Below are 15,079 nucleotides of genomic sequence, written 5' to 3'. Positions count from 1 at the left end.
GGCATGGCGGCACACCCGGGCGACACGCCTCGTTTTGGCAGGTTGCGAGCCGTGTGCCATACTTGTCGAGTTGTCGGAACGGCCCCATCGTATAGCGGCCTAGTACGCTGCCCTCTCACGGCGGTAACGCGGGTTCGAATCCCGCTGGGGTCACCACAGGTGGCTAGCCTCCGAGTCCGACAACATGCCTGCCGCGGCCCCATCGTATAGCGGCCTAGTACGCTGCCCTCTCACGGCGGTAACGCGGGTTCGAATCCCGCTGGGGTCACCAACCGAAGGTCCTCGTCCACCCGGACGGGGACCTTCGTCGTTCATGCCCGTGCTGGTTCCGCCCCGCTGGCCGTCGAGTGCGCACACGTTGCGCGCGAAGGGCGCCCTGGCCGCAACGACTGCGCTCTCGATCGGCCTGGTCGGTATGGTGGGGCGGCTCGGCGAGAGGAGAACCGCGTGACCGTGCCCCGCGACGCCCGACCACCGCACCTGCAGTGGGGGTACATCGGACTCGTCGTACTCGGCGGGGCGATCGGCACGGCGATCCGCGCGGTGCTCGCCGACCTGCTGCCCGCCGTGGACGGCGTGAGCTGGACCATCGTCGGCATCAACGTCGTCGGGGCGTTCTGTCTCGGGCTGCTCCTGGACACCCTCGCCCGCCGCGGTCCGGACGTCGGGCGACGTCGTGCGCTCCGGCTGTTCGTCGGGACCGGCGTGCTCGGCGGCTTCACGACCTACAGCACCCTGGCGGACGACACGGCGCGGTTGCTCGACGTCGGGCGGTGGGGCGCCGGCTCCGGGTACGCGCTCCTGACCGTCGTGGCCGGTCTCGCGGCGGTCGTCGCCGGGCTCTGGGTCGCGTCGCTGCTGCGTCCGCGTGGAGCCACCCGGTGAGCGCGCTCGAACTGCTCCTGGTGGCGATCGGCGGTGGCGTCGGTGCCGCGCTCCGGTTCGTCCTCGACGGCCTCGTCAAGGCGCGGGTCACCGGCTTCCCCGTCGGCACGGCGATCATCAACGTCACGGGGTCGTTCGTCCTCGGGCTCCTCACGGGACTCGGGGAGTCCGGCACGCTCGCGATCCCGGGAGTCGCCATCCTCGGCACGGGCATGATGGGTGGGTACACGACGTTCTCGACGGCGAGTGTCGAGACCGTGCAGCTCCTCCGATCCGGCAAGACCCGGCTCGCCGTCCTGAACGGCCTCGGCATGCTCGTCGTCTCGGTCGGCGCAGCCGCGCTCGGCCTCTGGATCGGAAGGAACCCATGACCTCGGAACGCCCCGGCGAACTCGTCCTCGTCCGCCACGGAGAGACGGAGTGGTCGAAGAGCGGTCAGCACACCGGCCGCACCGACATCCCGCTCACCGACAACGGCATCGAGCAGGCGGAGCGTGCCGGCCGGTACCTGGCGGACCGTGACTTCGCCCTCGCGCTCTCGAGCCCGCTGCAGCGCGCCCGCGACACCGCGGCGCTGATCGGCGTCGACCCGGAGCTCGACGAGGACCTCTACGAGTGGGACTACGGCGCGTACGAGGGACTGACCACGCCGCAGATCAAGGTGCAGCGGCACGGGCCGTGGGACCTCTGGACCGACGGCGTGCCCGAGGGGGACACCCCCGGCGAGGGCGCTGCCGAGGTCCGGGTCCGTGCGGAGCGCGTGCTGAACCGTGCGCGTCCGGTGCTCGCCGAGGGCCAGGACGCGGTGTTCGTCGCGCACGGGCACGTGCTGCGGGCGATCGGTGCCGCCTGGATCCGGCTCGCGCCGCAGGACGGCGCCGTGCTGAAGCTCGGCACGGCCTCGGTGAGCATCCTCGGGTACGAGCACGGCCGCCCGGTCATCGACGCCTGGAACATCCAGCCCGACTGACGGACGCCGCGACGGAGGTACCCGTCGCTGGCCGACTACCGCAGGACGGCTGCCATCCCCAGGCTCGGAGCGACGTCGTCGAGTCCGAGCGAGCGGTACAGCCGCTGCCCGGGCGGGTCCCCGATGAGCGAGACGTACGCGCCCTCGGGGGCTCGTGTCCGGATGTCGGCGATGAGCCACTCGAGCACGCGCCGCCCGAGGCCTCGGCGCTGGTGCGCGGGGTCGGTGGCGATGTCCGCGATGTGGAAGTACCAGCCGCCGTCACCGAGCACTCGGCCCATCGCGACGGGTGCGCCGTCGGCGGCCACCACGTGACAGGCGGACCAGCTGCCGCTGATCGCCCCGGCTCCCTGGTCCGGACGGACCGGGGTCAGCCCGGAGTCGCGGCGGAGGCGGAGGTAGTCGTCGAGCGGCGGCGGGCCCTCGACGATCCGGTAGTCGTCGTCCATGCTCTGATCCTGCCGGGCGCCGCCGACAAGCGGCCCGGCATCAGACCGTGCGGATGGCGCTCGTGGCGCCGAGCGCGCGGCCTCGCCGACGCTCGATCGCGCGCCCGACGACGAGCAGCGCGACGCTGACGAGGGCGCCGAGCGTGGTCTGCGCGACGCGGTCGAGCGCGAGGAGCTCCGGCGCCTCGGGGAGACTCAGCCACGACACCGCGAGCGCGAGCGGCGTCAGGAACAGCAGGCACACGGCGTAGTTCCGGGCGACGAAGATCTCCGCGAAGAACTGCCCGACGACGGCGATCACGACGATCCACCACGCTCCGGGTTCGAGCAGCAGGATCCCGACCGCGATCACGGTGCCGCCGATCGTGCCGATGAAGCGCTGGAACGCCCGGAGGACGGTGTGCCGCTGCCGGAGCGCCGGCAGCGTCGACACGACCGCGATCACGGCCCAGTACGGGTGCCCGAGGCCGGGGATCGACTCCGCGATCGCGCCGGCGACGAGCGCCCCGACGACGTTGAGCCCGACGGTCTCCCAGAGCGCCCCGGTCCGGAGGATGCCGAGCCCGCGCTCCTTCAGCGGCGCGAGCGGACGGAAGCGGTGCGGGGCCCGCGGGTGCCAGAACCGGCGGATGACGAAGCCGGACATCGCGACGAGCCATGCCCATGCGACGGACCCGAGGATGATGGTCACGACGAGCGGCAGGTCGGCGGGCTTCAGCGGCACGAGCGCGGACACCACGAACGCGAACGTCGGGAAGATCGGCTGTGCGGGGATCGTCCGCAGGGTGCTGAGCGTGCACACGGCCACCACGAGCACCCCGACGAGCCCGACGGCCTGCAACCAGAGCTGCGAGCCGGCCAGGGACACCGCGATCCCTGCGAACATGCACAGGATCTGCAGGCCGCCCGCGACGCCCGTCGTCACGGCACGCTGCCGGTACTGCTCCGTCGCGCCGAAGATCGCGGTGAACCCGGCGAACATCGCGAAGGCCGCGTACCCGGGCATCCCGAGCGCGATGAGCAGGGCGAGCGGAGCGCCTCCAGCGATCGCGGCGCGTGCGGCGCCCTCGAGGTTGACCGTTCGGGTGGAGTGCGCGGGGTTCGTCATGACCCGGCCATTCTCCCACCGCGACAGGTGTTGCAGAACGCACGCCGAGCCTCCCGGCCGGGTGGAACCGGCCCCGTGGCGGAGGTGGGCCAGTTGGTATACCAGTGCTAGAGTGACCGGATCGCGCCGCGACAGCGGTGTCCGACGAACGCGAACCGAAGGGTCGAGAGCATGGGCAGGACGCTCGCCGAGAAGGTGTGGGACGACCACGTCGTCGTCAAGGGTGAGGACGGGAACCCGGACCTCCTCTACATCGACCTGCACCTCGTGCACGAGGTCACGAGCCCGCAGGCCTTCGACGGGCTGCGGCAGGCCGGTCGCCCGGTGCGCCGACTCGACCTCACGATCGCGACCGAGGACCACAACACCCCGACGCTCGCCATCGACCGGCCGATCGCCGACCCGACGAGCCGCACCCAGATCGAGACGCTCCGTCGCAACTGTGCCGAGTTCGGCGTCCGCCTGCACTCGCTCGGCGACAAGGAGCAGGGGATCGTGCACGTCGTCGGCCCGCAGCTCGGCCTGACGATGCCCGGCATCACGGTGGTGTGCGGCGACTCGCACACCTCGACGCACGGCGCGTTCGGCGCGATGGCGTTCGGCATCGGCACGAGCGAGGTCGAGCACGTCCTCGCCACGCAGACCCTGCCGCTGAAGCCCTTCAAGACGATGGCGATCACCGTCGAGGGCGCACTCCGCCCGGGGGTCACGGCGAAGGACATCATCCTCGCCGTGATCGCGAAGATCGGCACCGGCGGCGGGCAGGGCTACGTGCTCGAGTACCGCGGCTCGGCGATCCGGGCGCTCTCGATGGAGGGCCGCATGACGATCTGCAACATGTCGATCGAGGCCGGCGCCCGTGCCGGCATGGTCGGCCCTGACCAGATCACCTACGACTACGTGCAGGGCCGCGACCACGCACCGGCCGGCGCCGACTGGGACGAAGCGGTCGCGTACTGGGACACGCTGAACACCGACGACGACGCGGTGTTCGACGCCGAGGTGTTCATCGACGCCGACTCGCTCGAGCCGTTCGTCACCTGGGGCACGAACCCCGGCCAGGGCGTCTCGCTCTCCGAGTCCGTGCCGAACCCGGCCGACTACGCGGACCCGAACGACCAGGCCGCCGCACAGCGCGCGCTGGAGTACATGGACATCGAGGCCGGCACGCCGATGAAGGACATCGCCGTCGACGCGGTGTTCATGGGCTCGTGCACGAACTCGCGCATCGAGGACCTCCGGGCCTTCGCGTCCGTGATCGAGGGCCGGACCAAGGCCGAGGGCGTCCGCGTGATGGTCGTGCCGGGGTCCGCCCGGGTGCGGCTCGAGGCCGAGGCCGAGGGGCTCGACAAGGTCTTCATCGACTTCGGGGCGGAGTGGCGGTTCGCCGGCTGCTCGATGTGCCTCGGCATGAACCCCGACCAGCTCGCGCCGGGGGAGCGCTGCGCGTCCACCTCGAACCGCAACTTCGAGGGACGCCAGGGCAAGGGCGGCCGGACGCACCTCGTGTCGCCGCTCGTCGCCGCCGCCACCGCCGTCCGTGGCACGCTCTCGAGCCCGTGGGACCTGGCCGAGGACGATGCACGCACCAACGTCGACGCGATCGCGTCGGAGAACACCGAAGGGGTCCGCTGATGGACAAGATCGGCACCGTCACCGGGATCGCCGCACCGCTGAAGCGGTCGAACGTCGACACCGACCAGATCATCCCGGCGGTCTACCTGAAGCGCGTCACGAAGACCGGCTTCGAGGACGCACTGTTCTCCGGCTGGCGCCAGGACCCGGCGTTCGTGCTCAACCAGCCCGAGTACCAGGGCGCCCAGGTGCTCGTCGCCGGCCCGGACTTCGGCACCGGTTCCTCGCGCGAGCACGCGGTGTGGGCACTCCGTGACTTCGGCTTCAAGGTCGTGGTCTCGCCCCGCTTCGCGGACATCTTCAAGGGCAACGCGGGCAAGCAGGGCCTGGTCACCGCAATCGTGACCGAACCGGAAGTCGAGCGGCTCTGGGCCGCGATCGAGGCGAACCCGGGCATCGAGGCGACGGTGGACCTGGCGACCCAGCGCGTGTCGCTGGGCGATGTGGACGTGGCTTTCGAGATCGACGCTTACACTCGTTGGCGGTTGATGGAAGGGCTCGACGACATCGGGCTCACCCTCCGTGACGAGACCTCGATCACGGAGTTCGAATCCCGCCGGGGAACCTGGCGGCCGAAAACATTGCCGGTGAAGTAGTGAACTCTCTCGTACAGGACGCAGCAGCTGCAGGGGCGCGCGTGGGACTCAAGTCGGACGAGATCGTCATCCGCGGCGGGAAGCCGCTGGTCGGACGCATCGAGGTGCGCGGCGCGAAGAACCTCGCGACGAAGGCCATGGTCGCCTCGCTGCTCGGCGACACCCCGTCGATCCTCAAGGACGTCCCGGACATCTCCGACGTCAAGGTCGTCCGCGCGCTGCTCGAGGTGCACGGCGTGCGCATCACCGATCCTGCACGAGGCGAGCTCATCCTCGACCCGTCGAACGTCGAGTCGGCGCACTTCGCCGAGATCGACGCCCACGCCGGGTCGAGCCGTATCCCGATCCTGTTCTGCGGCCCGCTGCTGCACAAGCTCGGTGAAGCATTCATCCCCGACCTCGGTGGCTGCCGCATCGGCGACCGCCCGATCGACTTCCACCTCGACGCGCTCCGCGCCATGGGTGCCGTCGTCGACAAGCAGATCTCCGGCATCCACATCACGGCGCCGAACGGCCTCAAGGGCGCGAACATCGAGCTCCCGTACCCGAGCGTCGGTGCGACGGAGCAGGTCCTGCTCTCGTCGACCCTCGCCGACGGCGTGACCGAACTCCGGAACGCCGCGATCGAGCCCGAGATCATGGACCTCATCGCGATCCTGCAGAAGATGGGCGCGATCATCACGGTCGAGCCGAGCCGCACGATCTTCATCGAGGGCGTCAAGTCCCTCCGCGGCTACACGCACCGTGCGATCAACGACCGCAACGAGGCAGCGAGCTGGGCGTCCGCCGCACTCGCGACCAACGGCGACATCTTCGTCGAGGGCGCGAAGCAGCAGGAGCTCATGACGTTCCTCAACGTCTTCCGCAAGGTCGGCGGCGGCTTCGACATCCAGGAAGACGGCATCCGGTTCTACCGCGAGCTCGACGTCCTGAAGCCCGTCGTCATCGAGACCGACGTGCACCCCGGCTTCATGACCGACTGGCAGCAGCCGCTCGTCGTGGCGCTGACGCAGGCCGAGGGTCGGAGCGTCGTGCACGAGACCGTCTACGAGAACCGCTTCGGCTTCACCGACGCGCTCAACGAGATGGGTGCGGACATCGTCGTGCACAAGGAGGGGCTGCCCGGGCACGACCGCCGTGTCGCCCGCCGCCCGTTCGAGCAGGCCGCGGTCATCACCGGCCCGACCAAGCTGCACGGGGCGAACGTCCGCGTGCCCGACCTCCGTGGTGGCTTCAGCCACCTGATCGCGGCGCTGACCGCGGAGGGCGAGTCGCACATCACGAACGTCGGCATCATCTCCCGCGGGTACGAGCACTTCATCCCGAAGCTGCGGAAGCTCGGCGCGGACTTCGACTTCGCGGGCTGACGTGGCAGCGAACGACGGCCCCGGCGCGCCGGACGCCGACGCGACCGGCACCGGCGCGCCGAACGCTGACGCGACCGCTGCCGGCGCGCCGGCGTCCGGCCGTGACCTCGACCGGGTCACGACCGGCCTGCCGAATCCCGGCCGCCGGTGGAAGCGCGGCGACCTGAACCTGGCGTTCCGGATCACCGCGATCTTCGTGATCCCGACGTTCCGGTTCACCGCGCGTTACCACTGGCACGGCCCGAACCGCCTCCCCGAGGACGGTGCGTTCGTGCTCGCGCCGAACCACTACACGAACATCGACCCCCTGGTCGTGGGCACCGCGGTGTACATCAGCCGCCGGCAGCCCCGCTTCCTGGCGAAGGCGTCGCTGTTCCGCGTCCCGGTGCTCGGCAAGCTGATGAGCGGCATGGGGCAGATCCCCGTCGAGCGGAGCGGCCGGACCCGGCTGAACGACCCGCTCCGCGGGGGCAAGTCCCTCGTCGAGTCGGGCGGCGCCGTGATCGTCTACCCGGAGGGCACGCTCACCCGTGACCCGGACCTGTGGCCGATGCGCGGCAAGACCGGTGCGGTGCGGATCGCGCTCGAGAACGACGTCCCGCTCATCCCGATGGCGCACTGGGGCACGCAGAAGATCATGGCGCGGTACTCGAACAAGCTCCGGCTGTTCCCGCCGTCCCGCGTGGACATCGTCTTCGGCGACCCCGTCGACCTGTCGGCGTACCGCGGCCGACCGATCGACCAGCAGATGCTCATCGAGGCGACCGCCATCGTGATGGACCGGATCACCGAGCTCGTCGAGCAGCTCCGCGGGGAGCAGGCACCGGCGAAGCGCTGGGACCCGTCCGCGAACAACCAGAAGGAAACCGGCAAGTTTGAGTGACGCAAGCGCCGCCAGCGGACCCGACCGGGCCGCCGCACCCGGCCTCCGCCCGCACGACGACCACCCGGATCCCGCCGCCGCCGCTCGTGGCGCCGTGGACACCGCCGCCATCCGTGTCGTGATGCAGTCCACCGACAAGCCCCGCGTCGCCGTGATCGGCGCCGGGAGCTGGGGGACCACGTTCGCGAAGGTCCTCGCCGAGGGCGGTGCGTCCACCGTCCTGTGGGCACGTCGTCCCGAGGTCGCGCGCGAGATCACCGAGACGAAGCGGAACTCCGAGTACCTGCCCGGCATCAACCTGCCCCGCACGCTGACCGCGTCGACGTCGCTGGCGTCCGTGCTCGACGGCGCGGAGCAGGTCTACGTCTCGGTGCCGTCGCAGACGCTGCGCTCGAACCTCGCCGCGATCCGGGAACTGCTGCCGGCCGGCGTCCCCGTCGTCAGCCTGATGAAGGGCGTCGAGAAGGGCACCGGCCTCCGGATGAGCGAGGTCCTGCTCGAGGGCCTCGGCATCGACCAGGACCGCATCGCCGTCGCGAGCGGCCCGAACCTGGCGCTCGAGATCGCCCGACGCCAGCCCACCGCGGCCGTCGTGTCCTCGTCGAGCGCCGACACCGCCAGCGCCGTCGCCGCGGTCGCGACGAACCCGTACTTCCGGTCGTTCATCAACACCGACGTGATCGGCACCGAGTTCGGCGGGGTGCTGAAGAACCTCATCGCCGTCGCGATCGGCATCGTCGACGGTGTCGGCTACGGCGAGAACACGAAGGCGTCGATCATCACGCGCGGCCTCGCCGAGATGACCGACTTCGCGGTGTCGCTCGGCGCGCAGCCCTCGACCCTCTCCGGGCTCGCCGGCCTCGGCGACCTCATCGCCACGTGCCAGTCGCCGCTGTCGCGGAACAACACCGCCGGGCGCCTGCTCGGCCAGGGGTACCGCTTCGACGAGGTCGTCCGGCAGATGAACCAGACCGCCGAGGGCCTGGCGTCCGTCGCGCCGATCCTCGAGCTCGCCGCGGCGAACGGCGTCGACATGCCCATCGTGGGGCAGGTCGCCGAGGTGCTCGCCGGTAGGCTCGATCCGCGCAACATCGCGCCGCACCTCACCGAGACCGACGAGCCCCAGGGCGAGTGACCGGTCCGGCCACTCTGCACCCGGGAGCGCCCATGACCAGCACCACCACCGTCGTCGTCCTGTTCGGCGGCCGGTCCAGCGAGCACGAGATCAGCTGCGTGACCGCCGGCGGCATCATGGACGCGGTCGACCGCGCCGCGTACGACATCGTGCCGGTCGGCATCACGAAGGACGGCGCGTTCACGCTCCAGCCCGACGACCCGGAACAGTGGGCGCTCGTCGGGCAGCAGCTGCCGACCGTGCCCGACAACGGGACGCGGGTCCGGTTCCCGAGCGCCGCGGAACCGCGCGCACTGACCGTCGAGCACGCGGACGGCAGCGTCACCACGATCCCGGTCGACCTGGTGTTCCCGATCCTGCACGGCCCCTTCGGCGAGGACGGCACCATCCAGGGCCTCCTCGAGACCGCCGGCCTGCCGTACGCCGGGGACGGTGTCCTCGCGAGCGCGCTCGCGATGGACAAGCACGTCGCGAAGGCCGTCCTGGAGCACGCCGGGCTCCGGGTCGCACCGTGGACGACGGTGCTCCGCCGCGAGTGGGAAGCGGACGAGCTCGACGTCGCCGAGCGCATCGCCGCGCACGGCTGGCCGCTGTTCGTGAAGCCGGCGCGTGCCGGGTCGAGCATGGGCGTGTCCCGTGTCGACTCGCCCGAGGACCTCGCAGCCGCCATGCGGCTCGGCTTCGAGCACGACAGCAAGGTCATCGTCGAGCCCCGGATCGTCGGCCGGGAGGTCGAGGTCGCCGTGCTCGAGGGCCGCGACGGTGTGCCGCGCACGAGCCTCCCCGGCGAGATCGTCGTCGCCGAGGACGGCTTCTACGACTTCGCCGCGAAGTACCTCGGCGGTGACGAGCAGCTGCTCTGCCCGGCGCCCCTCACTGAGGCCGAGACGGACGAGATCCGGTCCATCGGCGCCCGGGCGTTCGAGGCCATCGGCGGCTCCGGGCTGGCCCGCGTCGACTGCTTCCTCACCGACGACGGCTTCGTCGTGAACGAGGTCAACACGATGCCCGGCTTCACCCCGTTCTCGATGTACCCGCGCTGCTGGGCGGCGACCGGGGTCACCTACCCGGAGCTGGTCACCGAGCTCATCGAGCTGGGGCGCGCGGCGGTCCGCTGACCGCACCACGGCCTGTGGCCGGTTCCGTACCGGACGGGAGGCTCGGTGCGGGCCCGACCCGTGCCTCCCGGCCGGTACCGGGTCGCGTCAGCCCTGCACGTCGCGACGAGCGTCGGGGCGCGTCAGCCCTGCACGTCGCGACGAGTGTCGGGGCGCGTCAGCCCTGCACGTCGCGACGAGTGTCGGGTCGAGTCAGCCCTGCACGTCCGAGGGATCGAGGCACTTGTGCCCGTCCTTCGGCAGGGTCTCGACGGCGGTGCCGATGTCCTGCAGGACCTGACTCGTCGTCTTCGAGGTGTCGATGACGACCTGGACGGCCGGGTCGCGGCCGAAGGTCGTGTACACGATGCGCTTGTCCTGGTCGTCCCGGATCCAGTCGACCGACCCCTGCGAGAAGCACGGCAGGTCGGACACCGTCGGGACCGCGACACCGCAGTGGTAGAGCGCCGCGGACGGGTCGCCCCACGCGGCGGTCGACTGTGCGTTCGTGTTGCGGAGCGCGTACTTCGTGTCCACCGTGTCGGGCAGGCGGACCTGGGCGGCGGCGCACGCGGCGGCGTCCGCGGACGGGGCAGCGGTCATCGCGACGGCGTTCGTGCAGCCCGTCAGGCCGGCAGCCAGGGCGACGACGACGCCGAGCGCGGCGAGGATCCGGGTGGGGCGGCGCACGGTGTCCATCGGCTCCAGGCTACCGTTCTCGTGTGGACGCGAGGGACGAACGGGCTGCGCCGGTGGACTGGACCGGGCCGACGGTGGGGGAGTTGGGGGAGCTGGTCGTGCTCGACCGGGTGACCTCCCGGTTGCCGGCCGGGTCGCCGATCGTCGGACCCGGCGACGACTGCGCCGTGGTCGCAGCGCCCGACGGCCGATTCGTGGTGACGACGGACATGATGGTGCACGGCCCGGACTTCCGGTGGGCGTGGTCCTCGCCCGAGGACGTCGGGTGGAAGGCCGCGGCGACGAACCTGTCGGACGTCGCGGCGATGGGCGCGGTGCCGTCTGGACTCGTGGTCGCGATCGCGGCGCCGCAGGACACGCCCGTCGCGGTGCTCGAGGGTATCGCGGACGGGTTCCGGCTCGCGGTCGATGCGTTGGTGCCCGGGTGCGGCGTGGTCGGCGGGGACCTGTCGACCTCGTCGGCGTTCACCCTCGCGGTGACGGCGTTCGGCGACCTCGGGGGACGGGCTCCGGTGCTGCGGTCCGGTGCCCGCGCCGGGGACGTCGTGGCGGTGTCGGGAGAGCTCGGGCGTGCGGCGCGGGGGCTGTCGCGGCTGTTCCGCGACGGCGTCGATGCGTCGGGGGCGCCCTCGGCTGCGGCGACCCGGGCGAGCGGAGCCGACGAGGACCCGGACGTGGGACGGCAGCGCCGGCCGGTGCCGCCGATCGCGGACGGGCCGGCTGCAGCTGCGGGTGGGGCGACGGCGATGCTCGACCTGTCGGACGGGCTGGCGATCGACGCGGGCCGGCTGGCGCGGGCGAGCGGGGTGACGCTGTCGTTGTCCGTCCACCTCGACGATGTCTCCCTGCACGGCGGCGAGGACCACGGGCTGCTCGCGACGTTCCCGCCGGACGTGGCGCTGCCGGGTGGGTTCCGGACGATCGGCGTGGTGGTGCCCCGGGGCGCGGCGGACCTCGTCCGCGGCGGCGTGCCCGTGCCGACCACGGGGTGGGACCCGTACGCCGACTGGGACGGCGTCGCGGGCTGAGCCGCGCGCGGGCCGGGCGGTCGGGCGGGCGGGCGCTGGGCGGGCGCTGGGCGGGCGGGCGGCGCCGGGCGGGCGGCGCCGGGCGGCCTCCTGTGGAACGACAGCGTCGCTGTCGTACGACAACGAGGATGTCGTTGCCGCGCGCGTGCAACTGTTGCGGACGCGTCGGAACGACAGGGGCGCTGTCGTACGACAACGAGGGTGTCGCTCCGCGTCGGTCCCGCGGCACCCGGAAGGCGCACGGAGGGACGCTCAGGGCGCGGCGACCACGGCCTCCCAGGCGATGGTCTCGCCGTAGCTCCGCTTGCTGAAGGGCTCGAGTCCCGCGGGCCAGGTCGGCTCCGGGGAGCGCTTGCTCCGCTCCACGACGACCACGGCCTCCGCGGTGAGCCGGGGCACCAGCGCTTCGAGGACGTCCGCGATCTCGGACTCGGCGACGTCGTACGGCGGGTCGATGAACACCAGGTCGAAGGTCCGCACGGTGCCCCGCAGGAACCCGAGCACCGGCTGCGCGTGCACGTCGATCCGCACACCGGGGACCCGCTTCTGCACGGCCCGCGCGTTCTCCCGGCAGGACGTCGCCGCCGCGGAGGCCCGGTCGACCAGCACGACCTCCACCGCACCGCGCGACGCTGCCTCGAGCCCGAGCGCACCCGTCCCCGCGTAGAGGTCCGCCACCGCGGTGTCGTCCACGAGCCCCCGCGCTTCGAGCGAGGAGAACAGGGCTTCCCGCACCCGGTCGCTCGTCGGACGGGTGCCCGACTTCGGCACCCGGAGCGTCAGGGAACCGGCGGCGCCGGCGATGATGCGGGTCATGCTGCAACCGTAGCGGCCAGCGGGTGCCCACCAGGCGCTCTCCACGGGCCCATCCGGTCGTCCACAGGCCCGCCTGGTCGTCCACAGGCCCGCCGGGAGGCCCGGTGCGGGTCGGCCGTCCCGGGTACCGTTGCCGTGTGGTCACCTCCAGAGCCGCCGCACCGGCCGACACGACGCCCGACGGCCCGTCGGACGTGCCCGCGGGGACCGACTGGGGGCCGGCACCGCTCGACACCCGCCTCGCGAACGTCCTGGGCGGGCGCACCGCGAAGGCCGTCGAGAAGGCGTTCGGCTACCGCACCGTGGGGGAGTTCCTCGAGCACGCACCCCGCCGGTACGCCGAACGCGGCGCGCTGACCGCACTCGACTCGCTCGCCATCGGGGAATCGGTGACCATCGTTGCCGAGGTGGTGGACGTCCGGGAACGCACGATGCGGGCACGCCGCGGCTCCATCCTCGAAGCCAAGATCGGCGACGGCAAGGGGCTCCTGACCCTCACGTTCTTCAACCAGGGCTGGCGGACGAAGGACCTCGTCGTCGGCGCGCGGGGCATCTTCGCCGGCAAGGTCGGCGACTACCGTGGCGCCCGGCAGCTGGCGCACCCCGACTACGAGCTCTTCGACGCCGACGACCCCCGGGCCACCGCCGACCCGGAGTCCGACGAGGCGATCCGGTTCTCCCGGCAGCCGATCCCGATCTACCCGGCGACGGCGTCGCTGTCGTCGTGGCAGATCGCCAAGGCCATGGCGGTGGTGCTCGACACCTTGCCGGACATCGCCGACCCGATCCCGTCCTCGGTCCGCACCCGGCTCGACCTGGTGCCGTTCCGGCGCGCCCTCGAGCTGCTCCACCGCCCGGAGAAGGTGGCCGACTTCAAGCGCGCGCAGGACGCCCTCCGCTACCGGGAGGCCTTCGTCTTGCAGACCGCCCTCGTCAAGCGCCGGATCGCCGCGCGTGCGACCGCCTCGACCCCGCGTACGGCCACGCCGGGCGGCATCCTGGAACGCTTCGACGCCACGCTGCCGTTCACGCTCACCGACGACCAGCGCTCGGTCGGCGCGGAGATCGCCGAGGACCTCGCCGGCTCGTGGCCGATGCACCGTCTGGTCCAGGGTGAAGTCGGCTCCGGCAAGACCCTCGTGGCGATCCGCGCGATGCTGACCGTCGCCGAGTCCGGCGGGCAGTCGGCGCTCATCGCCCCGACCGAGGTCCTGGCGGCGCAGCACCTCCGCTCGATCGTGAAGTTCCTCGGCCCCGACCTGGCCGCCGAACTCCGCCCCGTGATCCTCACCGGCTCGCAGTCCACCGACGAACGCCGGCGGGCGCTCCTCGCGGCGGCGTCCGGCGGCTCGCGGCTCGTCGTCGGCACGCACGCGCTCCTCGGCGACCGGGTGGACTTCGCCGAGCTCGGGCTCGTGGTGGTGGACGAGCAGCACCGCTTCGGCGTCGAGCAGCGCGAAGCCCTGCGCACCAAGGGCCAGGCGCCGCCGCACGTGCTGGTGCTCACCGCGACGCCGATCCCGCGCACCGTGGCGATGACCGTGTTCGGCGACCTCGACGTCTCCACGATCGCGGGCATGCCTTCCGGTCGCGCGGGCGTGGAGACCTTCGCGGTCGGGCTCTCGGAGCACCCGGGATGGGAGTCCCGTATCTGGACCCGGATGGCCGAGGAACTGAGCGCCGGGCGGCAGGCCTTCGTGGTCTGCCCCGCGATCGACGACGCCCACACCGAGGACGACGGCGAGCCCGCCGTCGACGGTGAGGAGGACACCCCGAAGCGTGCTCCGTCGACGGTGCTGGCGACCGCGGAGCGGATGCGCACGATGCCCGTGCTGCAGGGACGCCGGATCGAGGTCCTGCACGGCCGGATGTCCGGCGACGAGAAGGACCGCGTGATGACCGCGTTCGCCGCGGGCGACGTGGACGTCCTCGTCGCGACCACCGTGATCGAGGTCGGGGTCGACGTCCCGAACGCCTCGATGATGGCGATCCTCGACGCCGACCGGTTCGGGGTCTCGCAGCTGCACCAGCTCCGCGGCCGCATCGGCCGTGGGCAGTACGCCGGCGTGTGCCTCCTCGTGACCACGGCAGAAGCGGAAACGGTCTCGCGGGAGCGTGTGGACGCCGTGGCCGCCTCGGACGACGGCTTCGAGCTGGCGCGGGTGGACCTCGAGCTCCGGCGTGAAGGCGACGTGCTCGGCGAGCGGCAGTCGGGTGGGCGGTCCTCGCTCAACCTGCTCCGGGTCGTGCGGGACGCGGACCTCATCGTCGACGCCCGCGGGGAAGCCGAGCGGCTGCTCGAGGCCGACCCGACGCTCGACGGGCAGGCGGAGCTCCGTGCTGCGCTGGCCCGGCGGCTCGACGAGTCCGACGCCGCATTCCTCGGCAAGAACTGACCTCGGCAAGCACTG

At 72.0% G+C, this 15,079-nt stretch carries 15 protein-coding genes and 2 tRNA genes; 13 read left to right on the top strand and 4 right to left on the bottom strand.

The window, feature by feature from the left end:
- The first annotated feature begins 80 nt into the window (after window positions 1-80).
- The 5 genes from EDF55_RS05080 (at window position 81) to EDF55_RS05060 (ending at window position 1,855) form a co-directional block, all read left to right on the top strand.
- Window positions 81-156: transfer RNA gene (locus tag EDF55_RS05080), tRNA-Glu, on the top strand.
- Window positions 157-195: 39 nt separating this feature from the next.
- Window positions 196-271, top strand: a tRNA-Glu gene (locus EDF55_RS05075).
- 176 nt (window positions 272-447) lie between these two features.
- On the top strand, window positions 448-885 hold the full coding sequence (locus tag EDF55_RS05070; protein WP_123653772.1) for a CrcB family protein: 438 nt from the start codon (window positions 448-450) through the stop codon (window positions 883-885).
- Complete coding sequence (gene crcB, locus EDF55_RS05065) at window positions 882-1,256, top strand: fluoride efflux transporter CrcB (RefSeq protein WP_123653771.1); 375 nt, start codon at window positions 882-884, stop codon at window positions 1,254-1,256. The genes EDF55_RS05070 and crcB overlap by 4 nt, the downstream gene beginning before the upstream one ends.
- The gene (locus tag EDF55_RS05060; RefSeq protein WP_123653770.1) at window positions 1,253-1,855 is read left to right on the top strand and encodes a histidine phosphatase family protein; all 603 of its coding nucleotides are present in this window, start codon (window positions 1,253-1,255) and stop codon (window positions 1,853-1,855) included. Before crcB ends, EDF55_RS05060 begins: the two co-directional genes overlap by 4 nt.
- 35 nt (window positions 1,856-1,890) lie before the next feature.
- Here the strand turns inward: EDF55_RS05060 and EDF55_RS05055 are convergent, their stop codons facing one another.
- Entirely contained in the window at window positions 1,891-2,304 is a 414-nt protein-coding gene (locus tag EDF55_RS05055) for a GNAT family N-acetyltransferase (protein WP_123653769.1), read from the bottom strand.
- 40 nt (window positions 2,305-2,344) lie between these two features.
- A complete protein-coding gene (locus EDF55_RS05050) occupies window positions 2,345-3,412 on the bottom strand; it encodes an FUSC family protein (protein WP_123653768.1) in 1,068 nt (355 codons plus the stop codon).
- A gap of 171 nt (window positions 3,413-3,583) precedes the next feature.
- Between EDF55_RS05050 and leuC the strand changes: the two genes are divergently transcribed.
- Genes leuC through EDF55_RS05020 form a run of 6 tightly spaced genes read left to right on the top strand, consistent with a single transcriptional unit; the run spans window position 3,584 to window position 10,146 of the window.
- Complete coding sequence (leuC, locus tag EDF55_RS05045; RefSeq protein ID WP_123653767.1) at window positions 3,584-5,047, top strand: 3-isopropylmalate dehydratase large subunit; 1,464 nt, start codon at window positions 3,584-3,586, stop codon at window positions 5,045-5,047.
- The gene (gene leuD / locus EDF55_RS05040) at window positions 5,047-5,643 is read left to right on the top strand and encodes a 3-isopropylmalate dehydratase small subunit (protein WP_123653766.1); all 597 of its coding nucleotides are present in this window, start codon (window positions 5,047-5,049) and stop codon (window positions 5,641-5,643) included. The genes leuC and leuD overlap by 1 nt, the downstream gene beginning before the upstream one ends.
- Window positions 5,643-7,010, top strand: coding sequence for a UDP-N-acetylglucosamine 1-carboxyvinyltransferase (gene murA / locus EDF55_RS05035; RefSeq protein ID WP_123653765.1), 1,368 nt, complete (start codon window positions 5,643-5,645; stop codon window positions 7,008-7,010). Before leuD ends, murA begins: the two co-directional genes overlap by 1 nt.
- 1 nt (window position 7,011) lies before the next feature.
- Entirely contained in the window at window positions 7,012-7,893 is an 882-nt protein-coding gene (locus EDF55_RS05030) for a 1-acyl-sn-glycerol-3-phosphate acyltransferase (protein WP_260235820.1), read from the top strand.
- Window positions 7,886-9,028, top strand: a complete 1,143-nt coding sequence (locus tag EDF55_RS05025) for an NAD(P)H-dependent glycerol-3-phosphate dehydrogenase (protein WP_395869873.1) — start codon at window positions 7,886-7,888, stop codon at window positions 9,026-9,028. The genes EDF55_RS05030 and EDF55_RS05025 overlap by 8 nt, the downstream gene beginning before the upstream one ends.
- A gap of 32 nt (window positions 9,029-9,060) precedes the next feature.
- Window positions 9,061-10,146, top strand: coding sequence for a D-alanine--D-alanine ligase family protein (locus EDF55_RS05020; protein ID WP_123653764.1), 1,086 nt, complete (start codon window positions 9,061-9,063; stop codon window positions 10,144-10,146).
- 192 nt (window positions 10,147-10,338) lie between these two features.
- Here EDF55_RS05020 and EDF55_RS05015 read toward each other — a convergent pair whose 3' ends face one another.
- Window positions 10,339-10,824, bottom strand: a complete 486-nt coding sequence (locus tag EDF55_RS05015; protein ID WP_123653763.1) for a DUF3515 family protein — start codon at window positions 10,822-10,824, stop codon at window positions 10,339-10,341.
- 23 nt (window positions 10,825-10,847) lie between these two features.
- Here EDF55_RS05015 and thiL point away from each other — a divergent pair, with 23 nt between their 5' ends.
- The gene (gene thiL, locus EDF55_RS05010) at window positions 10,848-11,852 is read left to right on the top strand and encodes a thiamine-phosphate kinase (RefSeq protein WP_260235818.1); all 1,005 of its coding nucleotides are present in this window, start codon (window positions 10,848-10,850) and stop codon (window positions 11,850-11,852) included.
- Between the two features lie 252 nt (window positions 11,853-12,104).
- Here the strand turns inward: thiL and EDF55_RS05005 are convergent, their stop codons facing one another.
- Entirely contained in the window at window positions 12,105-12,668 is a 564-nt protein-coding gene (locus EDF55_RS05005; RefSeq protein ID WP_123653762.1) for an RsmD family RNA methyltransferase, read from the bottom strand.
- Between the two features lie 194 nt (window positions 12,669-12,862).
- Here EDF55_RS05005 and EDF55_RS05000 point away from each other — a divergent pair, with 194 nt between their 5' ends.
- On the top strand, window positions 12,863-15,064 hold the full coding sequence (locus EDF55_RS05000; protein ID WP_123653893.1) for an ATP-dependent DNA helicase RecG: 2,202 nt from the start codon (window positions 12,863-12,865) through the stop codon (window positions 15,062-15,064).
- The last annotated feature ends 15 nt before the right edge of the window (window positions 15,065-15,079 follow it).

It is taken from the genome of Curtobacterium sp. ZW137 (genome assembly GCF_003762905.1).
Taxonomy (GTDB): Bacteria; Actinomycetota; Actinomycetes; order Actinomycetales; family Microbacteriaceae; genus Curtobacterium.
The sequence above is the reverse complement of the archived record's forward strand: the minus strand, read 5'-3'. Positions and strand labels throughout refer to the sequence as shown.